Annotated in this window: 20 protein-coding genes; 15 read left to right on the forward strand and 5 right to left on the reverse strand. The window is 60.0% G+C overall.

The window, feature by feature from the left end; translation table 11 throughout:
- Nucleotides 1-41 precede the first annotated feature (41 nt).
- Nucleotides 42-1022 (forward strand): ABC transporter substrate-binding protein, encoded by a 981-nt coding sequence (locus ACP15O_RS11180; protein WP_446033514.1) that lies wholly within the window; start codon nucleotides 42-44, stop codon nucleotides 1020-1022.
- A gap of 53 nt (nucleotides 1023-1075) precedes the next feature.
- Here the strand turns inward: ACP15O_RS11180 and ACP15O_RS11185 are convergent, their stop codons facing one another.
- Nucleotides 1076-1507 (reverse strand): MarR family winged helix-turn-helix transcriptional regulator, encoded by a 432-nt coding sequence (locus tag ACP15O_RS11185; protein ID WP_425096178.1) that lies wholly within the window; start codon nucleotides 1505-1507, stop codon nucleotides 1076-1078.
- Between the two features lie 287 nt (nucleotides 1508-1794).
- On the opposite strand from ACP15O_RS11185, the gene maiA reads away from it, so the two are divergent.
- The 11 genes from maiA to ACP15O_RS11240 all read left to right on the forward strand — a co-directional run bounded on the left by maiA (nucleotide 1795) and on the right by ACP15O_RS11240 (nucleotide 12999).
- On the forward strand, nucleotides 1795-2436 hold the full coding sequence (gene maiA, locus ACP15O_RS11190; RefSeq protein WP_425096179.1) for a maleylacetoacetate isomerase: 642 nt from the start codon (nucleotides 1795-1797) through the stop codon (nucleotides 2434-2436).
- Nucleotides 2437-2529: 93 nt separating this feature from the next.
- The gene (locus tag ACP15O_RS11195; RefSeq protein WP_425096180.1) at nucleotides 2530-3564 is read left to right on the forward strand and encodes a TRAP transporter substrate-binding protein; all 1035 of its coding nucleotides are present in this window, start codon (nucleotides 2530-2532) and stop codon (nucleotides 3562-3564) included.
- Nucleotides 3565-3651: 87 nt separating this feature from the next.
- The gene (locus tag ACP15O_RS11200; RefSeq protein WP_425096181.1) at nucleotides 3652-4233 is read left to right on the forward strand and encodes a TRAP transporter small permease; all 582 of its coding nucleotides are present in this window, start codon (nucleotides 3652-3654) and stop codon (nucleotides 4231-4233) included.
- Nucleotides 4234-4238: 5 nt separating this feature from the next.
- The gene (locus ACP15O_RS11205) at nucleotides 4239-5561 is read left to right on the forward strand and encodes a TRAP transporter large permease (RefSeq protein WP_425096293.1); all 1323 of its coding nucleotides are present in this window, start codon (nucleotides 4239-4241) and stop codon (nucleotides 5559-5561) included.
- 151 nt (nucleotides 5562-5712) lie between these two features.
- Nucleotides 5713-6483, forward strand: a complete 771-nt coding sequence (locus tag ACP15O_RS11210; protein ID WP_425096182.1) for a crotonase/enoyl-CoA hydratase family protein — start codon at nucleotides 5713-5715, stop codon at nucleotides 6481-6483.
- Between the two features lie 4 nt (nucleotides 6484-6487).
- A complete protein-coding gene (locus tag ACP15O_RS11215) occupies nucleotides 6488-6967 on the forward strand; it encodes a MarR family winged helix-turn-helix transcriptional regulator (RefSeq protein ID WP_425096183.1) in 480 nt (159 codons plus the stop codon).
- A gap of 14 nt (nucleotides 6968-6981) precedes the next feature.
- Nucleotides 6982-8775 (forward strand): feruloyl-CoA synthase, encoded by a 1794-nt coding sequence (locus ACP15O_RS11220; protein WP_425096184.1) that lies wholly within the window; start codon nucleotides 6982-6984, stop codon nucleotides 8773-8775.
- 79 nt (nucleotides 8776-8854) lie between these two features.
- A complete protein-coding gene (locus tag ACP15O_RS11225) occupies nucleotides 8855-9730 on the forward strand; it encodes an amidohydrolase family protein (protein WP_425096185.1) in 876 nt (291 codons plus the stop codon).
- Nucleotides 9731-9823: 93 nt separating this feature from the next.
- Nucleotides 9824-11383, forward strand: coding sequence for an acyl-CoA dehydrogenase family protein (locus tag ACP15O_RS11230; RefSeq protein WP_425096186.1), 1560 nt, complete (start codon nucleotides 9824-9826; stop codon nucleotides 11381-11383).
- Nucleotides 11384-11562: 179 nt separating this feature from the next.
- Nucleotides 11563-12537, forward strand: a complete 975-nt coding sequence (locus ACP15O_RS11235; protein ID WP_425096187.1) for an SLAC1 anion channel family protein — start codon at nucleotides 11563-11565, stop codon at nucleotides 12535-12537.
- Nucleotides 12538-12561: 24 nt separating this feature from the next.
- Nucleotides 12562-12999 carry a DsrE family protein gene (locus ACP15O_RS11240; protein ID WP_425096188.1) on the forward strand — a complete coding sequence of 146 codons (438 nt, stop codon included), beginning with the start codon at nucleotides 12562-12564 and terminating at the stop codon, nucleotides 12997-12999.
- Nucleotides 13000-13064: 65 nt separating this feature from the next.
- Here ACP15O_RS11240 and ACP15O_RS11245 read toward each other — a convergent pair whose 3' ends face one another.
- From ACP15O_RS11245 to ACP15O_RS11255, 3 genes are all read right to left on the reverse strand, one after another.
- The gene (locus ACP15O_RS11245; RefSeq protein ID WP_425096189.1) at nucleotides 13065-13922 is read right to left on the reverse strand and encodes a DMT family transporter; all 858 of its coding nucleotides are present in this window, start codon (nucleotides 13920-13922) and stop codon (nucleotides 13065-13067) included.
- A gap of 90 nt (nucleotides 13923-14012) precedes the next feature.
- Nucleotides 14013-14843 carry a 3-oxoadipate:acetyl-CoA acetyltransferase gene (locus ACP15O_RS11250; RefSeq protein ID WP_425096190.1) on the reverse strand — a complete coding sequence of 277 codons (831 nt, stop codon included), beginning with the start codon at nucleotides 14841-14843 and terminating at the stop codon, nucleotides 14013-14015.
- A gap of 139 nt (nucleotides 14844-14982) precedes the next feature.
- The gene (locus tag ACP15O_RS11255) at nucleotides 14983-16644 is read right to left on the reverse strand and encodes an acyl-CoA dehydrogenase family protein (RefSeq protein ID WP_425096191.1); all 1662 of its coding nucleotides are present in this window, start codon (nucleotides 16642-16644) and stop codon (nucleotides 14983-14985) included.
- A gap of 179 nt (nucleotides 16645-16823) precedes the next feature.
- Between ACP15O_RS11255 and ACP15O_RS11260 the strand changes: the two genes are divergently transcribed.
- On the forward strand, nucleotides 16824-17588 hold the full coding sequence (locus ACP15O_RS11260; protein WP_425096294.1) for a sulfite exporter TauE/SafE family protein: 765 nt from the start codon (nucleotides 16824-16826) through the stop codon (nucleotides 17586-17588).
- Between the two features lie 16 nt (nucleotides 17589-17604).
- On the opposite strand, the gene ACP15O_RS11265 is transcribed toward ACP15O_RS11260, so the two are convergent.
- Entirely contained in the window at nucleotides 17605-17964 is a 360-nt protein-coding gene (locus ACP15O_RS11265) for a helix-turn-helix domain-containing protein (RefSeq protein ID WP_425096192.1), read from the reverse strand.
- Nucleotides 17965-18195: 231 nt separating this feature from the next.
- Here ACP15O_RS11265 and ACP15O_RS11270 point away from each other — a divergent pair, with 231 nt between their 5' ends.
- Both ACP15O_RS11270 and ACP15O_RS11275 read left to right on the forward strand, forming a co-directional pair.
- The gene (locus tag ACP15O_RS11270) at nucleotides 18196-19086 is read left to right on the forward strand and encodes a LysR family transcriptional regulator (RefSeq protein WP_425096193.1); all 891 of its coding nucleotides are present in this window, start codon (nucleotides 18196-18198) and stop codon (nucleotides 19084-19086) included.
- A 67-nt stretch (nucleotides 19087-19153) separates the two neighbouring features.
- On the forward strand, nucleotides 19154-19867 hold the full coding sequence (locus ACP15O_RS11275; RefSeq protein ID WP_425096194.1) for a hypothetical protein: 714 nt from the start codon (nucleotides 19154-19156) through the stop codon (nucleotides 19865-19867).
- The last annotated feature ends 7 nt before the right edge of the window (nucleotides 19868-19874 follow it).

Here is a 19874-nt window from a genome sequence, read left to right on the forward strand (position 1 = left end):
AATCAACGAATAATCAACTAGGAGAGTATGAAATGAAAACCATGGTGAAATCGCTGGGCGTTGCCGCCCTGGCGCTGTGGGGCGGGATGGCCCAGGCGGCGGATGAGGTGACGTTGCAGCTGAAATGGGTCACGCAGGCTCAGTTTGCGGGTTATTATGTGGCGCTGGATAAAGGGTTTTATGAAGAAGAGGGCCTAGATGTCACGATCAAACCCGGCGGTCCGGATATTGCGCCTGCTCAGGTGATTGCAGGGGGCGGCGCGGATGTGGTGCTGGACTGGATGCCCTCGGCGCTGGCGTCGCGTGAAAAGGGCCTGCCGCTGGTGAATATCGCGCAGCCGTTCAAATCCTCGGGGATGATGCTGACCTGCCGGAAGGACGCGGGAGTTGAAACCCCTGCCGATTTTGCGGGTAAAACCCTGGGCGTCTGGTTCTTCGGGAACGAATATCCTTTCCTTAGCTGGATGAGCAAACTGGGCCTGGCGACTGATGGCTCTGAAGGTGGCGTGACCGTGCTGAAACAGGGGTTCAACGTCGATCCGATTCTGCAAGGCCAGGCGGCCTGCGTATCAACCATGACGTATAACGAATACTGGCAGATCATCGACGCGGGCCTGTCGCCCGACGATCTGGTTGTTTTCAAATACGAAGATCAGGGCGTCGCCACGCTTGAGGACGGCATGTACGTGCTAGAGGAAAACCTGAACGATCCCGCTTTCGTTGAGAAGATGGTGAAATTCGTCCGGGCCTCGATGAAGGGCTGGAAATGGGCCGAAGAGAACCCCACAGATGCGGCCATGATCGTGCTGGATAACGATGCCTCGGGCGCGCAGACCGAAGAGCACCAGATCCGCATGATGGGCGAAGTTGCCAAGCTGACCGCTGGCTCGAACGGCGCGCTGGATCCGGCGGATTACGAACGCACCGTGGCCTCGTTGCTGTCGGGCGGGTCGGACCCGGTGATTTCCAAAGCCCCCGAGGGCGCCTGGACCCACATGATCACGGACAAAGCGCTGAACTGATCCCCGATGCGTTTTGTATGGCGAAGGCCGGCCCCTCTGGGTCGGCCTTTTGCTTATTTCGGGTCGTTTTCACTGACCCGTTGCAGCAGCCGCACAAGCGTTTTCTTCTCGTCTTCGCTAAGCCCCATGGTGATCTCATCCTGGATGATCCGGGCGATGTCCTCGACCTGTGCCAGGATGTCCGCCCCCGAATCAGTCAGGTGCAGCACCCGTGCGCGGCGGTCTTTCTTGGATACCGTGCGTTTGACATACCCCTTCTCTTCCAGCCGATCCACGACCCCGCCGATCGTTGCCCGGTCACAGGCCGTCCAGGATGCGACGGTGGCCTGATCCAGGCCGGGTTGCAGCTTTATCGCGGATAGGGCGGCGAATTGAAAAGGTGTAATATCAATGCCTTCGCGGGTCATGTGTTCGTGAAACAACGCCGTCGAAACCTGGTGCGCGCGGCGGGCAAGGTGCCCTGGCATTTCGTGAAACTTGGCCATTTTTCCTCTGGTTTTTCGTTATTGCTGACCGTATGGTCGGTTTTGTAAAGAGTGGCGTTACCCTGGTTTCCATGTTAACGACAATTGACATGACCCATAATGATATGCATACATATCGAATAACGGACCAACACAAATCCTAGGGAGGAAGGACCCGTGTTGCCCCAATTGGCCATTGCACGACAGGAATCGCAACCCGCTGTTTCGCGAAGGTTGCGCGCCTATGGCAAATGCCCCACGGGACAACCGATCTGCTTCCCCGGACATCTGACGGAGACCTGAGGCCCATGCGCTTTCTTGGCTATTTTCGCAGCTCGTCGGCATATCGTTGCCGCATCGCCTTCAATCTGAAGGGGCTGGACTATGACTTTGAAAGCATCCACCTGAAAAGCGGCGATCACAAAACGCCCCAGTTCGCCGCAGTGAACCCTCAAAAACTGGTGCCTGCGCTGATCACCGATGACGGGCAAGAGCTGTATCAATCTCTGGCGATCATCGAATGGCTGGACGAAACCTATGGCGGGGCCCGGCTGATCCCAGCAGACAAGGATTTGCGCGCTCAGGTCCGCGCCTTTGCCCAGGTCATTGCCTGCGAAATCCATCCGCTGCAAAACCTGCGGGTGCTGCAATATCTGCGCAACGATCTGGCGCAGGACGAGGACGCGGTGAACGCCTGGCTGGCGCGCTGGCTGGGCGACGGGCTGCAAGCCTGCGAGGACATCCTGCAAAAGCACCCCGAAGCCGCCTATTGCTTTGGCGATGAGCCGACGCTGGCCGACATCTGTCTGGTGCCGCAGGTTTTCTCGGCCGAGCGTTTCAATGTTGATATTTCGCATCTGTCGCGTATCAATGCGATTTATAAACAGTGTCAATCAAATCGGGCTTTCGCGGCCGCGCACCCCAAGGAGCAGCCCGATTTCGAAACATAGGTAAGCCGGCGGCAGAGGAGAGCCGCCACTTGCCCCAGTCATGCGGGCCCGTATTTGGGCCTGTCTACGATCTTAACCACGGGAGGTAAGACCATGAAACTTATGAAATTTGCTCTGCGTACGGCAGCAGCTGCGGCCCTTGTGGCCGGCACGGCTGCAACCGCTTACGCACAGGAAGTGACGCTGAAAATGCACCAGTTCCTGCCAGCCCAGGCCAACGTGCCAAAGCTGATCCTGGACGTCTGGGCCGACAAGATCGAGGCCGAGTCCGAAGGGCGTATCAAGATCGAGCGTTACCCCTCGATGCAGCTGGGCGGGAAGCCCCCGCATCTGATCGGCCAGCTGGAAGACGGCATTGCCGATATCGTCTGGACCGTCGCGGGCTACACCCCCGGCCGGTTCCCCCAGGGCGAAGCGTTCGAGCTGCCCTTTATGATGACCAACGCCGAAGCGGCCAGCCGCGCATATTACGAATATGCCGAGGCAAACATGATGCAGAAGGAATACGCTCCCTTCAAAGTCATCGCTCTGTGGGTGCACGGCCCTGGGCTGATCCACTCGAAAAAGCCGATCACCGCACCGGCTGATCTGAACGGTGTCAAACTGCGTGCGCCGACCCGCGTGACCAACAAGTTCTTCACCGAACTGGGCGCAACCCCCGTTGGTATGCCGGTTCCCGCCGTGCCCGAGGCCCTGTCCAAAGGCGTGATCGACGCCACCGTTATTCCGTGGGAAGTCACCGGCGCACTGAAAGTGCCAGAGCTGGTGGGCAACCACACCGAATTCGGTGACGCATCGCTGTATACCACCACTTTCATCTTTGCGATGAACCGTGACAAATACGAAGCCATGTCCGACGATCTGAAGGCGATCATCGACGCCAATTCGGGGGCTGATGTGTCCGCTTGGGCCGGCAAAACCATGGCGGCCTCGGATGCGCCTTCGCGTGCTGCGGCTGTTGCAAACGGCAATAACATCATCACCCTGACGCCCGAGCAGGTTCAGGTTTGGAAAGACGCTGCCGCTAGCCAAGAGGCCGACTGGGTCGCTGAGATGGACGGCAAAGGCTATGACGGCCAGGCGCTGCTGGATCAGGCCAAGGCGCTGACCGCAAAGCACACCAACTAAGCCTCTGGCATCGAAGCAAAAGACCACGGCGGGTATGATCCCGCCGTGATGTCGCTTTACCCTGCTCCATCAAGGACGAGGAAATACATGCAACAGTTCATGAACAAACTCGCGCGGTTCATGGCAATCCTGGGGGGGATCATCCTGACCCTTCTGGTGCTGCTGACCTGTGTGTCGGTTCTGGGCCGGTCTTTGAATACCCTGTTCCACTCGGGCTTTGCTCAGGCCGTTCTGGGGGATTTCGCACAGACCGTTCTGGATACCGGAATCGGCCCGGTCTTGGGGGATTTCGAAATCGTGGAGGCCGGGATTGCCTTCGCCATTTTCGCCTTCATCCCGCTTTGTCAAATCACTGGGGGCCATGCCTCGGTGGATATCTTTACCTCGGCCCTTCCGGTGAAGGCGAACCGCTTCATTCAGATGATCGTCGAGATCCTGTTTGCCGCCGTGCTGATCCTGATCGCCTGGCGTCTTTATGAGGGGATGCAATCGAAGATGCGGTACAATGAGACCACCTTCTTGCTGCAATTCCCGATCTGGTGGGCCTATGCCGCCAGCCTGTTTGCGGCCTGCGTGTCCGCGCTTGTTGCGGTGTACATGGCTTTCGTGCGGATCGCCGAGTTCTTTACCGACCGCACAATCATTCATGTCGGAGGGGCAGACCATTGATGGACCTGAGCAATCTTGAAATCGGGCTTCTGTCCTTTCCGATCCTGCTGGTGATGATCTTTCTGCGGGTGCCGATCGGGCTGTCGATGTTCCTGACCGGCCTGGTGGGGCTGTATCTGATCAACAACGGCTGGAACGTGGCGCTGGCCAAGCTGAAAACCGAGACATACTCGACCTTCTCCAGCTATTCGCTGTCGATCGTGCCGATGTTCATTCTGATGGGCCATTTCGCCACGCTGGGCGGGATGAGCCAGGCGCTGTTCAAAGCCGCCGAGGCCTTCCTGGGCCATCGTCGTGGCGGCGTTGCCATGGCCGCGGTTGGGGCCTGTGCGGGTTTTGGCTCGATCTGCGGATCGTCGCTGGCCACGGCCGCCACCATGAGCCAGGTCGCCCTGCCCGAGCTGCGCCGCTATGGCTATTCGGGCGGTTTTTCCACCGCCACGCTGGCTGCGGGCGGTACGCTGGGCATTCTGATCCCGCCGTCGGTGATTTTGGTGATCTACGCCATCCTGACCGAGCAAAACATCGCCAAACTGTTCCTGGCGGCGTTCATTCCGGGCATTCTTGCGGCTGTCGGCTATATGATCACGATCTCTTTGTATGTGCGGATGCATCCTGGCTCGGCTGGTGTGCGTCAGCCTCAGCCCATGGCCGAACGGTTCCGCGCGCTGGCCGATGTCTGGCCTGTGCTGCTGGTGTTTCTGGCCGTGGTTGGCGGGATCTACATGGGGATTTTCACCCCGACCGAGGGCGCCGCAGTGGGGGCGTTCGGCACCGGGCTGATTGCTTTTCTGAATGGCGGGCTGACCAAGATCACCCTGACCGAAAGCTTCATCGCCACCGCACGCGGCACGGCCATGATCTTCTTCATCGTGCTGGGCGCGGGGTTCTACAATGGGTTTCTGGCGCAAAGCCAGGTGCCGCAGGCGCTGTCTGAATGGGTGGTTGGCCTGGGCCTGAGCCCCTGGGTGATCCTGACGCTGATTCTGGCGCTGTATCTGGTGTTCGGCTGCGTGATGGACAGCCTGTCGATGATCCTGCTGACGATTCCGATTTTCTTCCCGATTATCTCGAATCTGGATTTCGGCATGACCGCCGAAGAGGTGGCCATCTGGTTCGGCATCATCGTTCTGATCGTCGTCGAGGTGGGGCTGATCACGCCGCCCGTGGGGATGAACCTGTTCGTCATCAACTCGATGGATCGTCTGACCCCGATGGTTGAGACCTATAAAGCGGTGATGTACTTTGTTGCCTCGGATATCGTGCGGGTGATCCTGCTGGTGATCTTCCCCGGTATCACATTGTTCCTGGTGCGCTTGCTTCACTGATCAAGTCACAGAAATAAAAGAGTAAATCAAAACGCCCCGGTTTTATTGGCCGGGGCGTTTTGCGTTTTTTCCCTTTGCAGGTGCAGCATAGGAAATTCTGGACTCGTCGCATCAATATAGCTATATATCATAACTAATAGTGGAGATAGCAATGACAGACACCGACATCATCAAGGTCGAACTGCAAGACAATATCGCAGTCGTGACCATGAACCGCCCCGGTAAGCGGAACGCCATGAACGACGATTTGCTGGCGGCTTTGGACGGGTTTTTCTCGAACCCGCCGCAAGAGGCCAAAGTGGTCGTGCTGACCGGCACCGATGGCCATTATTGTTCGGGTCTGGATCTGAGCGAACACGTCGCCCGCAACGCCGAAGGCACCATGCGCCATTCGCGTGGCTGGCACGGTGTCATGGACAAAATCCAGTATGGCGGCCTGCCTGTCGTGTCGGCCATGTTCGGCGCGGTGATTGGCGGCGGGCTGGAGCTGGCCACCTCGACCCACGTTCGGATTGCCGAACCCTCGACCATTTTCCAGCTGCCCGAAGGGCGCCGCGGGATTTACGTGGGCGGCGGGGCCTCGGTTCGGGTGGGGCGTATCCTGGGCGCTGACCGGATGACGGAAATGATGCTGACCGGACGGAAGTACAACTCGGATGAGGGGCTGGCCCTGGGGCTGGCGCATTACGCGGTTGCGGAAGGCGAGGCGATGGATCTGGCGATGGATCTGGCCCGTAAGATCGCGAAAAACGCTGGTCTGTCGAACTATGTGATGATCCACGCCCTGGCCCGGATCGAGGACATGTCGAAGCAAGACGGCCTGTTCACCGAAAGCCTGTGCGCCGCGTTGACGCAGACCAGCCCGGACGCCGAAGAAGGCCTGCGCGCCTTCTTGGAAAAACGCGCCCCGACGTTCCGGTAACGCCATGGTCCGCAAACCCGCCAAAAAGCCCGCCAAACAGGCAGAGCCGCAGGCCGGTCCGTTGGATCGGCACCTGCGCAGCTATGCCGGATATAACGTCAAGCGTGCCTCGAACATCATGCAGCAGAATGCGGCCCGGACGCTAGAGCCCTACGGCCTGCGGATCACCACGTTTTCCGCCCTGTGCGTGATCGTGGACAACCCGGATGTGACGCAATCGCAACTGGCCGCCGCGCTGAACATGGAACGGTCCAACACCGTGCTGATCATCGACGCCCTGGAAGAGGCCAACCTGATCGGGCGTTTCCGTGTGCCGACGGATCGGCGCTCTTATGCGTTGCGCGCGACATTGGCCGGAATGAAGCGGCGGGACGCAGCCGCGCGGGCTTTGACAAAGGCCGAGGAGGAGCGGCTGGCCCACCTGAGCCCCGAAGAACGCGTGCACCTGATGGACCTGCTGGGCCGTATCGACCCCCTGGATTGAGGAGATCCACCCATATGACCGACCAGATTACCGCACCCCATGACGTGCTGACCGAACAGCGCGAGGACGGCACGCTGATCCTGCGCTCGTCGCATCCGATGGGCTATGTTGCTGAAACGACAGGCGAATGGCTGCACACCTGGGCCCGTAAAACCCCGGATGCGGTGTTCATCGCCGAACGGGATGGCCCCGGCTGGCGCGAGGTCACCTATGCCCAGGCGTTGGCCGCCGTGCGCAAGATCGGCGCCTGGCTGGTGGATAAGGGCTATGACAAAAAAGGCCCGGTGCTGGTGATGTCCGGCAACTCGGTCGATCATGCTTTGCTGGTGCTGGCCACGCAATATGTGGGGATGGCCAGCGTTCCGGTGGCCGAGCAGTACTCGCTGATCCCCGGCGCGCATGATCGCCTGCTCTATATCGTTGAGAAAACCCGCCCCGGCCTGCTGTTCGTGGACGATGCCGCGCGCTACAAAGAGGCCATCGGCATGGAGGCGCTGGCCGGCTATGACGTGCTGGCCTCGAACACCGAAGGCGCGCCGCGCGATGTGATCCCCTTTGCACAGGCCCTGGCCGGCGGCGAGGCGGATGTCGATGCCGCTCATGCCGCGGTAACCCCCGACACGCTGGCGAAAATCCTGTTTACCTCGGGGTCCACGTCGCACCCCAAGGGGGTGATCACCACGCATAAAATGATGTGCGTGAACCAGACCCAGATCGCCGATGCCTTTCCGGTTCTGCGGGCGCGGGCTCCGAAAATTCTGGACTGGCTGCCCTGGAACCATGTGTTTGGCGGCTCGCATAATTTCAACATGATGCTGGCCAATGGCGGCGCAATCTACATCGACGACGGTAAGCCGACGGACAAGCTGTTCCCGCGCACGCTGGAGAACATGAAGATGCACACCGGCTCGCTGGCGTTTAACGTGCCCGTGGGGTTCGCTCGCCAGGTCGAGGCGCTGAAGGCCGATCCCGAACTGCGCAAAAGCTTCTTCACCGGGCTGGATTTCACTTTCTATGCGGGGGCCTCGCTGCCGCAGGAAATCTGGCAGGCCCTGGGCGAAATGGCCACCGAGGTGACGGGCAAAGTGCCCTTGATGGTCTCCAGCTGGGGGATGACCGAAACCGCTCCCGCCACGCTGATCGTGCATGAAAGGGTCGCGCGTTCGGGCATCATCGGCGTGCCGGTGCCGGGCGCCGAAATCAAGCTGATCCCCGACGACGACGGCCGGTATGAGCTGCGCTGCAAGGGCCCAAACATCATGCCGGGCTATTTCGAGGACGCAGAAAAGACCGGGGAAAGCTTCGATTCCGAAGGCTTCCTGATCACTGGGGACGCGGTAAAATTCGTCGATCCCGACGATGTGGATCGCGGGCTCAGCTTCGATGGCCGCATTTCCGAGGATTTCAAACTGACCTCGGGCACTTGGGTGCGCTGCGCCGCGCTGCGCGGGCAGGTCATGACCGCATTGGAAGGGATCATCGGCGACATGGTGATCACCGGGCAGGACCGCTCGGAAATCGGGGTGATGCTGTTTCCCGCCGAGCCGCGCAACGCGGCCCCCGGCGAGATCGTCACCGACGCCGAAATGGTGCAGGCCGTGACCGAGAAGCTGGCCGAACTGGCCGCCAACGCCACCGGCAGCTCCACCCGCATCGGCCGGGCGCTGATCGTGGCCGAGCCGCCCTCGCTTGCCGATCACGAAATCACCGCCAAGGGCAATCTGAACATGCGTAAGGTGCTGGCCCGCCGCGCCGATCTGGTGGCCCGGATTTATGACGATCAGGATCCTGACGTGATCCGCGTCTAAGGGCTTCTTTCTGATGACAAATACTCCCGCCGGAGGCGTCCCGCAGATGCCCCCGGCACCACGTTGAAAGGAAATGACCATGGTGGATATCACCAAAGTCCGTGCACTCGACTTCCACACCCATGCCGAGGAACCCTGCGGCTGCCACACTGACGATGGCTATGACGATCTACAGACCACGATGGCCAAGTATTTCGGCGCGCCGTGGACTCATCCGCCGACCATTGAGCAGACGGCTGCGCATTACCGTCAACAGAATATCGCGGCTGTGATTTTCCCTGTCGATGCCGAGCGCGAAACCGGCTATCGCCGTTATAAGAACGAAGAGGTGGCCGAGCTGGCCGCCGAAAACGATGACGTTCTGATCCCCTTTGCCTCGATCGACCCGTGGAAGGGCAAGATGGCCGCCCGCGAAGCGCGCCGCTTGATCAATGATTTCGGCATCAAAGGGTTCAAGTTTCACCCGACGATGCAGGGTTTCTATCCCAATGACCGCATGGCCTATGAGCTGTACGAAGTCATCGCCGAAAACGGTGGCATTGCCCTGTTCCACACCGGGCAGACGGGCGTTGGCTCGGGGATGCGGGGCGGGAACGGTATGCGCCTGAAATACTCGAACCCGATGTATATGGATGACGTGGCCGTGGATTTCCCCGACATGAAAATCATCCTGGCGCACCCCTCGTTTCCCTGGCAGGAAGAGGCGCTCTCGGTCGCGACGCACAAGCCCAACGTCTATATCGACCTGTCCGGCTGGTCGCCCAAGTATTTCCCTGAAATCCTGGTGCGCTACTGTAACGGCCTGCTGAAGAAAAAGGTTCTGTTCGGTTCGGACTGGCCGATGATCACCCCTGAACGCTGGCTGGCGGATTTTGACAAGATCGCGATCAAGGACCACCTGCGCGAAGACATCATCAAGAACAACGGCGCCCGCCTGCTGGGCTTGATGGACTGATCTGGCCGACTGTTCAAAACCTGTGCCTTGCCCCGGATTTCGGGGCAGGGACGTCCCCTTCATGCCCTTTTGCAGCTACGGAAAGGTTGCCCTATGAAACCCTTTGCCGCCCCCGTCGATGATATTCTCTTTACGCTTGAACAGGTTGGCGGGGCCCCCGCGCTGCCCGATTGGGACGGCGATCTGATCCGAGAGATCACGCAGGCCTTTGCCGCCTTTGCCGAAGGTGAGATCGCGCCGCTGGACGAGGTGGGCGACACCCAGGGCTGCCGGCTGGAAAATGGCCGCGTTCTGATGCCCGAGGGATACAAGGAACTGTATGCCAGCTATGCCGAACAGGGCTGGCCCTCGCTGACGGTGCCCGAGGCATATGACGGGCAGGGGCTGGGCGGTGTCGCGCTGGCCTGTGTCTCTGAGATTTTCACCGGCGCGAACCATTCGCTGCAAATGGTGACGGGGCTGGTGCCGGGCGCTGTGCGCACGTTGCTGGATTATGGCTCGGAGCAGCAGAAATCGGATTATATCCCGCGGCTGGCCTCGGGCGAGTGGCTGTCCACCATGTGCCTGACCGAGCCGGGGGCGGGCTCGGACTTGGGGCGCATTCGTGCCCGCGCCGTGCAGGACAATGAGGCCTGGAAAATCACCGGCGAGAAGATTTTCATCTCGGGTGGCGATCAGGACATGACCGATGAGATTTTCCACCTGGTTCTGGCCCGTACCGGCGATGCGCAGAGCGGGGTCAAGGGGCTGTCGCTGTTCGCCTGCCTGTCGCATCTGCCCGATGGCAGCCGCAACCCGATCACCATCACCCGGATCGAGGAGAAGATGGGCCTACATGCCTCGCCGACCTGCCAGATGGCCTTTGACGGGGCCCATGCCGAGCTGATCGGCCAAGAGGGCGAGGGCCTGAAGGCGATGTTCACCATGATGAACCACGCGCGGATTGACGTGTCCTTGCAGGGGGTGGCCCATGCCACGCGGGCTCATGACATTGCCGCCGCCTATTGCGCCGAGCGTGTCCAGGGGCGCGGCGCTGACGGCCAGCCCGTGACATTGGATCAGCACGCGGATGTGAAAAACATGCTGACCGAGATGCGCAGCCTGTCCCTGCTGGGCCGCGCGATCTGCCATCTGGCGATTGTCGAGCTGGAGAAAGAAGAGAACCCGATGCTGGTCGAGTTCCTGACCCCCATCGCCAAACATTTCTGCACCGAGGCGGGCACGCGCGCGGCGGATCTGGGGATTCAATGTCTGGGCGGCTATGGTTATTTGCAGGAATACCGGGTTGAACAGGTCTGGCGGGATGCTCGGATCTGCCGGATTTACGAGGGGGCGAATGCCGTTCATGCGCTTGCGCTGGCCACGCGCCTGATTCAGGGGCGTGCGGCCGCAGCGGCGGATCAGTTTCAGGCCTTTGTTCAGGCCGAAGCCCCGGCCGAGGCCGTCGCCCATTGGGTAAAGGCGCGCGCGGCGATGGCCCGTGCAGCCGATCCGGCCGAGAAGGCCGCAGATTTCATGGCATTGTCCGAATGGCTGCTGCTGCGAGCCCTGGCTCCACGGTTTGCCTCGCACCAGGCCGCCCCGCAGATCGAATCCTATCTGGATCGTTCTGGGCATATGGGGGCGGTTCTGTCGGATCGTATCTGCGGCTAAGTCTAGCGCGCTTGTTTGGGCAATGGGGCCACCCTTCGGGGTGGTCTTTTTTGTGCTGGGCGGGGGGCGATAAAAGATATGTGATCAATCCATCTTTTGACATAGGTCAAAGTTTGCGCCGTTTTCGCATGCAAGATGCGGCATGTAATACTATTGCGCGTTTAGGGAAGGACACGCAGATGACAGACACATCTAACACCGAGGCGTCGAACCGGCTGGAGCATTTTCCAGTCACTTTTTTCGCCACGATTATGGGCATGTCCGGGCTGGCCCTGGCGCTGAATGCCGCCGATCACAGCTGGGCATTCGGAGCCACGCCCGCGACGGTCATCTATTATGTGGCGATGGCGATGTTTGCGCTGGTCTTGCTGGGGTATCTGGCGAAGGCAGCCAAGTATCCGCAGGCGGTTTCGCATGAATGGCACCATCCGGTGCGGATGGCCTTTTTCCCGGCGATCTCTATTTCTTTGCTGCTGCTGGCGACTGCCAGCCTGTCCCGCGCACCCGTGATTGCTCAGCCGATGTGGATTGCCGGCATGTTGCTGCAAGGCGCGCTGACGATCGCGGTGGTGTCGGGCTGGATTGGCGCGCGCTCGTTTCAGACGGGGCAGCTAAGCCCCGCATGGTTCATCCCGGCGGTGGGGAATGTGATTGTGCCGATTGCGGGGGTTCCGCTGGGCCATCCTGAAATCAGCTGGTATTTCATGTCCGTCGGGCTGATTTTCTGGGTGGTGCTGATGACGCTGGTGATGAACCGGCTGATCTTCCACGACCCGCTGCCCGGCCGGTTGCAGCCGACGCTGGTGATCCTGATCGCGCCGCCCGCCGTGGGGATGGTCGCCTGGGTGCGTCTGGTGGGCGATGTCGATAGCTTTGCCCGTATCCTGCTGAATGGCGCTTATCTGTTTACTTTGATCGTGGCGGTGCAATTGCCGCGTATCATCAAATTGCCCTTCGCCATGAGCTTCTGGGCGCTCAGCTTTCCGTTTGCTGCCGTGACGATTGCCAGCTTTGCCTTCGCCGAGAAAACCGGCAGCGTCATGCACCAGTATTTGGGCACGGGGTTGCTGGCTGTTCTGGTGGTGATCATTGCGGCTTTGGTGGTGCGCACGCTGCGGGCCATGGCTGCGGGCGAGGTTTGCGTTCCCGAATAACTCCATCCAACCAAGAGGTTTTCCATGAAACAGATCCTGACTGCTGCCTGTCTGGCCGCAACGACCCTGGCCAGCCCGGCCCTGGCTGATGAACAGCCCAAACTGCTGACGATGCTGACCGCGCCGGATGCGCAGACGCAGCTGATGGCGATGGTGCTGACGATGAATGCAGCCCAGGCCGGGGCGCAGACACAAGTGCTGCTGTGTGGCCCCGCCGCGGATATGGCGCTGAAGGACGCGCCTGCCTCGGCCACCGCGCCACAGGCCCCCAAGGGCATGAGCCCCCAGGGTCTGATGCAGATGATCATGGCGAAAACCAATACGCAGGTGCAGGTCTGCGCGATCTATCTGCCGAACAAAGGCGTAGGGCCCGATGCCCTGCTGGACGGGATCACCCCGGCCAAACCGCCCGCCATCGCTGGTGCCATGCTGGATGAAAACACAAAGATCATGAGCTTCTGAGGTCTCCTTCCCTGACGAGGATGCTCATGTCTGGGGCCGCGCTCTGTCTGTCTGGCGCGGCCCCTTTATTTGTTCTGCCGGGCCAGCAGGAAACCGCCCAGCCCCGAGGCCAGGATGACGGTCAGGCCGATCAGGCTAAGCACGTCTGGCCAGTCCGCGAAAACCAGAACCCCCAGCACCGCCGCCGCGATCAGCTGGAAATAGATCAGCGGGGCTGAGATGGTCGCCGGCGTGGTTCGGTTCACCACGACCAACAGGAAATTCCCAAAGGCCGAGGCCAGCGCGCTGAGCAGGATCAGCGTCCACATCGCCGGCGCTCCGCCCGAGGGCAGATGCGTCAGCCCCAGCGGAGACAGCACGATGGCCCCGATTAGCAGCTGCGCCGCCAGCAGGAACCGAGGCCGATAGAAGGCGGCCAGCCAGCGGGTGGCGGTCAGGTAACAGCCATAGAATGTCCCGGCCAGCAGCGCGAACACCATGCCCGTTCCCATGTTCAGCCCCGGCTGCACGACCAGCAAAACCCCGGCAAAGCCGATCAGCAACAGCACGCTACGCGCAGCGGCGACGCGCTCGCCCAGTAGCAGAACCGACAGCACATAAGACACGATGGGACCGATGAAAAAGGCTCCGAACACATTGGCGATGGGCTCGGTGCGTAGGGCTGTCAGGATGCATGTGATCCCGCCCGCAATCAGCGCAGCCCGCAAAATGACGCGCCAGTTCAGCAGCTCAGGCAGCTCGGTCCGGGTCAGTCCCGCGAAGGGCAGCAGCAGCGCCGCCGCCAGCGCAAAGCGTGTCCAGGCCACAAAGAACGGGCTGATCCCGGCCGAGGTCAGCACTTTCCCTGCCGTATCGCCCACCACGATCGAACTGGTGGCGAGGCAGATCAGCAAAATCACCTTGGCAGAGATCAAAGGGGGCATTTCCGGGCCTGAGCGCATTCATCGGCCTATAGGCCTACCTGCCTGGCCCGGAGTTGCCAAGGGCGGTGGTGTCCCGCCCCGGCATTTGGATCAGGTGGGGCGCAGCCCCAGAATTTTGCGTGCTTGGGCGGCGGTGGCGACGGGGCGCTCGTATTTATCGCACAGATCCACAACGCGCTGGATCAGGGCCGCGTTCGACGGCGCCAGAGTGTTGCGATCCAGGCGGATATTATCCTCTAGCCCGGCGCGCGCATGACCGCCCGCGCTGACGGCCCAGTCGTTGAGCGTGATCTGATCCTTGCCAATCCCTGCGGCGCACCATTCGCTGTCGGGCAGCAGGCGCTGCATGGTTTTGATATAATAATCAAAGACATCGCGATCCACAGGCATGGCATTTTTCACGCCCATCACGAATTGCACATAGGGGCTGTCTGCCAGGCGGCCATCGGCATACATGCGCGCGGCCTGATGGATATGGGACAGGTCAAATGCCTCGATTTCCGGGCGGATGCCGTAGGTTTTCATTTCCGAGGCCAGCCAGTCCACCAGATCCGGCGGGTTCTCATAGACGCGGGTGGGGAAATTGTTCGAGCCCACCGAAAGCGACGCCATATCCGGTGCCAGAGGCAGCATCCTCCCGCGAGTCTGGCCCGCGCCCGAACGCCCCCCGGTTGAGAACTGGATGATCATGCCGGGGCAGTGTTTTTCCAGCCCCTCTTTGAGCCGAGCGAATTTCTCGGGGTCGCTGCTGGGGGTTTCATCATCGCTGCGCACATGGGCGTGGCAGATGGTGGCCCCGGCCTCAAAGGCCTCTTGCGTGCTTTCGATCTGTTCGGTGACAGTGATCGGAACGGCGGGGTTATCGGATTTCGTCGGCAGGCTGCCCGTGATGGCACAGCAGATAATGCAAGGTTTGGTCATGGTTTTCGCGCTAGAGTCGTTGGTAGTTGACATTGACACACAAATGTTGGCACGGGCAAGTCCAGGCCTTGAAAATAACGGCACAAAAGAAAAGAGCGGCCCCGAAGGGCCGCTCTGATCATTGTTCTGAACGCCAGGGTCAGCCCAGCAGACGGCGGGCGATCACCTGAGCCTGAATTTCGGCGGCACCCTCGAAAATGTTCAGGATGCGGGCGTCACACAGAATGCGGCTGATCTTGTATTCCAGGGCAAAGCCGTTGCCGCCGTGGATCTGCAACCCGTTGTCGGCGCAGGCCCAGGCCACGCGGGCGCCCAGCAGCTTGGCCATACCGGCCTCAAGGTCGCAACGCTTGTCATGGTCTTTCTGCCAGGCCGAGTAATAGGTCAGCTGACGGGTGATCATGATTTCAACGGCCATCATCGCCAGCTTATCTGCAACGCGAGGGAAGTTGATCAGCGACTTGCCGAATTGCTTGCGGTCTTCGGCATATTGGATGGCCACGTCCAGCGCGGACTGCGCTACACCGATCGCGCGGGCGGCGGTTTGAATCCGGGCGGCCTCGAAGGTTTTCATCAGCTGTTTGAAGCCCTGACCCTCTTTGCCACCCAGCAGGTTTTCGCCTTTGACGTGGAAGTTGTCAAAGCCCAGCTCGTATTCCTTCATGCCGCGATAGCCCAGAACCTCGATTTCGCCGCCGGTCATGCCTTCGGTGGGGAAGGGGGCCTCGTCGGTGCCGGGCGTCTTCTCGGCCAGGAACATGGACAGGCCTTTGTGATCGGTGGTTTCCGGATCGGTCCGGGCCAGCAGAGTCATCACGTGGGTCCGTGCGGCGTGGGTGATCCAGGTTTTGTTGCCGGTCACTTTGTAGTCGCCGTTTTCATCCTTGACGGCGCGGGTGCGCAGGCTGCCCAGATCCGAGCCGGTGTTCGGTTCGGTGAAAACAGCCGTGGGCAGGATTTCCGCGCTGGCCAGTTTCGGCAGCCAGTATTCTTTCTGTTCGTCGGTGCCGCCGGCCTCGACCAGTTCGGCTGCGATCTCGGAGCGCGTCCCCAGCGAGCCAACGCCGATATAGCCGCGCGACAGTTCTTCGGACACCACCACCATCGAGGCCTTGGACAGGCCGAACCCGCCGTATTCTTCGGGGATGGTCAGGCCGAAGACGCCCATTTCGGCCAGCTCTTCGATGACTTCCATCGGGATCAGCTCGTCGTTCAGGTGCCATTCATGGGCGAAGGGCTCGACTTTTTCCACGGCATAGCGGCGGAACTGCTCGCGGATCATCTCCAGCTCTTCTTCCAGGCCGGTGGCGCCGACGGTGATGTTGGCGGCTTGCTCTTGCATCAGTTCCACCAGACGCGCGCGGGCGGGGCCGGTGTTGCCCTTGGCCATCAGGGTTTGCACTTCGGCGCATTGGAACGGTGCCAGCGCGTCCCAGCCCAGCCCCAGATCGGCCATGCGGAACATTTCGTTCTGGCTCATGGGGATGCCGCCGGCGATGTGGTGCAGGTATTCGCCAAAGCCGATTTGCAGCAGCAGCTGTTCGATTTCGCCGAATTTGCCTTCGCCCTGAATACGCTCGGCCCAGGCCTGCATCTGGCGCAGAGCCTCGACATAGGTGGCCAGCCATGACAGGCCGTGCGCGCCGCTTTGGTTTTCCTCAAGCAGTGCGGCCGAGACGCGGTCCTCTTTGATCACGAGTTCGCGCAGCTTGGCGGTTACGGTGTCCAGCACTTGCTGGGCGGGGGCAATCGACGCTGCGGTCAGCGTCATAAGATCGGGAAGAATGATCGGGTTGGTCATCGCATTTTCCTGTCCGTTGGAGACATGATTCATATCTTAACTTTCGTCCGCACCGTCCTAGCCATTTCGCACATGCAGCGCAACAAAAATACGTTTGATCATTGACTAATGTACAATTGTTGCGGCGAAAAATTTTGCAGTGCAGCACGTCTCAAAGCTGCTAATCAGGCAACATGGAGATGTTTTTCGCGGATATGACGGTGCCGGTTTTGGCGCTGTGCATGATGGTAGGTCTGGTGGCAGGGGTGATCAAGGGCATGGTCGGATTTGCCATGCCGATGGTCATGGTGTCGGGTCTGTCCAGCATTGTCGGGGCCGAGTGGGCCCTGGCCGGGCTGATCCTGCCGACGGTGATGACGAACCTGTGGCAGGCGCTGCGGCAGGGGCGCGCTGCGGCCTGGGCCTCGGTCAAGCGGTTCCGGGTGTTTCTGCTGTGCGGGCTGGTGACCCTTCTGGCCAGCGCGCAACTGGTGCGTGTTTTGCCGGAACATGTCTTGCTGTTGATGATTGGCGGGCCTGTGGTGGTGTTTGCCCTGATGCAACTGTTCGGGCTGAAACCGCCTCTGCCGCCGGACGGGCATCATATGGTCGAGGCAGGCGTGGGCGGTTTTGCCGGTTTCGTGGGGGGCTTGTCCGGTATCTGGGGGCCGCCGACGGTGATGTACCTGACCGCGATTAACACGCCCAAACAGGATCAGATCCGTATCCAGGGCGTGATCTATGGCCTGGGTGCGGTGGCGCTGTTGGGGGCGCATATCGGTTCGGGGGTAATGCGCCCGGAGACACTGCCGTTCTCCGTGGCGCTTCTGGTGCCGGCATTGCTGGGAACATGGCTGGGGTTCCAGGTGCAGGACCGGATTGATCAGGCCGCCTTTAAGAAAGCGACGCTGGTTGTTTTGCTGGTGGCCGGTGCAAATCTGATACGGCGCGGGCTGATTGGGTGATTTCAGCCCTACGCGTTCAGGCTGCGGGCTTGTAGTTTGCGACCGCGTCGATGAACGAGCGGATCTGGGTCTTCAGGCGCTCATCGGTGATCTTCGAGATAACGCTCGCAATGCGTGCAGTTTCTTCGTCCAGCACCGGGCCGCCGGTTTCTTCGACTTCGTTCAGACCGTCAAAGAAATACGAGGGCGGCACGTCCAGAATGCGCGAAATTTCGAACAGTTTGCTGGCCGAAATACGGTTGCGGCCCAGTTCGTATTTCTGGACCTGCTGGAATGAGATGTCCAAACCCTTGGCAACGTCTGTTTGGGTCAGGCCACGCAGCACGCGCAGGTTCTTTAGCTTCTTACCGACATGTTCGTCTACAGGATGTGACATGAGTACTTTCCACTATCTATTATCGCATTCAGAGATAGCAAATCCCTTCTTGCGATCAATCTGTTATATGTTGCAACTTAAGGTATGCACATTTACCCTTGATGGGTGATTAATTTACCATAGGATGTTCAAATATGTCGAAACTGCTGTCCTATCCGTAGGGGCAGGCTTGATCAGGCGGTAAAAAGTAACTTAGCTATAACGCGTTATCGGGTGAGGGGGGTGCTTTGAATGGCAAAGAGCCAGAACGCTGGACTGCTGTTTGAGCTGCTCAAGTCTTTTGTGACTTTGGCACATACGCTCAATTTGTCTCGCGCTGTACGGGAATTGGATTCGACCCGGCAGACCGTTCGCCGCCATATTAACATCCTCGAAGAGATCAAAGGCGAATCTCTGTTCGAGCTGGAAGACCGCCAGTACAGGTTGAGCGAAGCCGGGCGCCGGGCGCTCCGCGAGGCGGAGGATATTCTCGCACGGGGCGAATCCTGGCTCAAGGGAGAGGCCGGCCATATCAACGGTCTGTTCCATGTCGCCCAGCAGATCAAAGAGGCGGACTGGGATTTCTATTTGCAGCAGCACCCGATCTCGGCGGTGTGGACGGGGCCGTCGGGGCTGTTGAAGCGCGGGCTTAAATGCTGGGCCGAGGCCGAGGGGCAACTGGAACACGAGGCTTTTCAGCTGGTCCGCCCCTATCTGATGGTGTTCCGCCGCTTCGAAGAGGATTGGGTCTGCACCGAGGTCGGCAGCAAATCCTCTTATGCCACATGGTACGGCTGGGCCTGGGAGCGCAGCGCCGTCGGGCGCAGCGTGCCGGGGTTGCCGGGGGGCTCGACCCATGCAAAGCTGCTCTCTCAGCCGTTCGAAGATGTCCGGGCCACGCATGGGCTGCGATACGATCACGTACACACCCAAATGAGCCGCGGCGACGGGAATATGATGCATCCGATCAGTTACAAACGTCTGCTGATGGGTTGTCGATACCCCGATAACAGCTTTGTCCTGGCCTCGCTGGTCGAGCGGACCTACGATCTACAGATTTTTGGCGTCGATGATGAAAAGATCCAAACCATGCCCGCCGACGAGGTCATGGATGCGGCCGATCCAGCCTTGGCCTCAAATTAACAAGGAAAAGACTCTTTCCTGAAGTTTGGTCATCCTGAGTGGACTTACAACACAAAGGAGTGACCAAATGACAGTGTATGATGTTTTTGACGGGTCTCGTTTGTTAACTGAAGCCGTCCAGACGTTGCAGGCTAATCAGATTTTTTTGACCGTCGGCGACGATTTTGAGCAATACGCGAAGATCGTAAAAGAGGGGCGGCCAGAGCAGCCACTGGGCCCGCCGTTTGACCCGGAAAAGCAATTTTTACCTGCTGCCAGAGGTATTTGGGTGGTCGGGCACAATGCGCAGGGCCAGCTGGTGCACACGCAGGGGATGCGTTTACTGGACCTGTGTGATCAAACCTTAGCGCGATATATGTCCTCTCGTTTTGGCGAGTTCCCGCCGGGCGGCGTTGACATAGATATGGAGCGGTCCTGGTTTCGTCCGGGCCCCGGTGCAAAGCGAATCACCGGCCGCGCCTGCTACCATGGGGAAATGTGGGTAAAGGACGATCCGATCTATCGCGGGCGCGGATTGATAGATTATTTGGCACGATTTGCCTTTCTGACCGCGATGCTGAACTGGCAGCCGGATTTTGTGTTTGGCTTCATGCTGCGCACGATCGCGCGCCGGGGGCTGGCCGAACGCGAGGGCTATATGCATTGCGACCCGTATTGCCTGAGTTGGCAGATCGACGGGCGTAATGAGCCGGTCGATTGCAATATGGTCTGGATGGATATCGAGGACATCCGCCACGTGATTCACGTTCCGCTAGAGCAAAAAACGCCAGTCGCCGCCTGATGTGGGA

The organism is Youngimonas ophiurae (nom. illeg.), assembly GCF_049803795.1.
In the GTDB taxonomy this organism is placed as follows: Bacteria; Pseudomonadota; Alphaproteobacteria; order Rhodobacterales; family Rhodobacteraceae; genus Thalassobius.

What these genes read in the sequence shown, in the direction of transcription:
- ACP15O_RS11180 (WP_446033514.1), top strand. Translation starts at nt 42, where the DNA reads ATGGTGAAATCGCTGGGCGTTGCCGCCCTGGCGCTGTGGGGCGGGATG.
- ACP15O_RS11185 (WP_425096178.1), bottom strand. Translation starts at nt 1,507, where the DNA reads ATGGCCAAGTTTCACGAAATGCCAGGGCACCTTGCCCGCCGCGCGCAC.
- maiA (WP_425096179.1), top strand. Translation starts at nt 1,795, where the DNA reads ATGCGCTTTCTTGGCTATTTTCGCAGCTCGTCGGCATATCGTTGCCGC.
- ACP15O_RS11195 (WP_425096180.1), top strand. Translation starts at nt 2,530, where the DNA reads ATGAAACTTATGAAATTTGCTCTGCGTACGGCAGCAGCTGCGGCCCTT.
- ACP15O_RS11200 (WP_425096181.1), top strand. Translation starts at nt 3,652, where the DNA reads ATGCAACAGTTCATGAACAAACTCGCGCGGTTCATGGCAATCCTGGGG.
- ACP15O_RS11210 (WP_425096182.1), top strand. Translation starts at nt 5,713, where the DNA reads ATGACAGACACCGACATCATCAAGGTCGAACTGCAAGACAATATCGCA.
- ACP15O_RS11215 (WP_425096183.1), top strand. Translation starts at nt 6,488, where the DNA reads ATGGTCCGCAAACCCGCCAAAAAGCCCGCCAAACAGGCAGAGCCGCAG.
- ACP15O_RS11220 (WP_425096184.1), top strand. Translation starts at nt 6,982, where the DNA reads ATGACCGACCAGATTACCGCACCCCATGACGTGCTGACCGAACAGCGC.
- ACP15O_RS11225 (WP_425096185.1), top strand. Translation starts at nt 8,855, where the DNA reads ATGGTGGATATCACCAAAGTCCGTGCACTCGACTTCCACACCCATGCC.
- ACP15O_RS11230 (WP_425096186.1), top strand. Translation starts at nt 9,824, where the DNA reads ATGAAACCCTTTGCCGCCCCCGTCGATGATATTCTCTTTACGCTTGAA.
- ACP15O_RS11235 (WP_425096187.1), top strand. Translation starts at nt 11,563, where the DNA reads ATGACAGACACATCTAACACCGAGGCGTCGAACCGGCTGGAGCATTTT.
- ACP15O_RS11240 (WP_425096188.1), top strand. Translation starts at nt 12,562, where the DNA reads ATGAAACAGATCCTGACTGCTGCCTGTCTGGCCGCAACGACCCTGGCC.
- ACP15O_RS11245 (WP_425096189.1), bottom strand. Translation starts at nt 13,922, where the DNA reads ATGCCCCCTTTGATCTCTGCCAAGGTGATTTTGCTGATCTGCCTCGCC.
- ACP15O_RS11250 (WP_425096190.1), bottom strand. Translation starts at nt 14,843, where the DNA reads ATGACCAAACCTTGCATTATCTGCTGTGCCATCACGGGCAGCCTGCCG.
- ACP15O_RS11255 (WP_425096191.1), bottom strand. Translation starts at nt 16,644, where the DNA reads ATGACCAACCCGATCATTCTTCCCGATCTTATGACGCTGACCGCAGCG.
- ACP15O_RS11260 (WP_425096294.1), top strand. Translation starts at nt 16,824, where the DNA reads ATGTTTTTCGCGGATATGACGGTGCCGGTTTTGGCGCTGTGCATGATG.
- ACP15O_RS11265 (WP_425096192.1), bottom strand. Translation starts at nt 17,964, where the DNA reads ATGTCACATCCTGTAGACGAACATGTCGGTAAGAAGCTAAAGAACCTG.
- ACP15O_RS11270 (WP_425096193.1), top strand. Translation starts at nt 18,196, where the DNA reads ATGGCAAAGAGCCAGAACGCTGGACTGCTGTTTGAGCTGCTCAAGTCT.
- ACP15O_RS11275 (WP_425096194.1), top strand. Translation starts at nt 19,154, where the DNA reads ATGACAGTGTATGATGTTTTTGACGGGTCTCGTTTGTTAACTGAAGCC.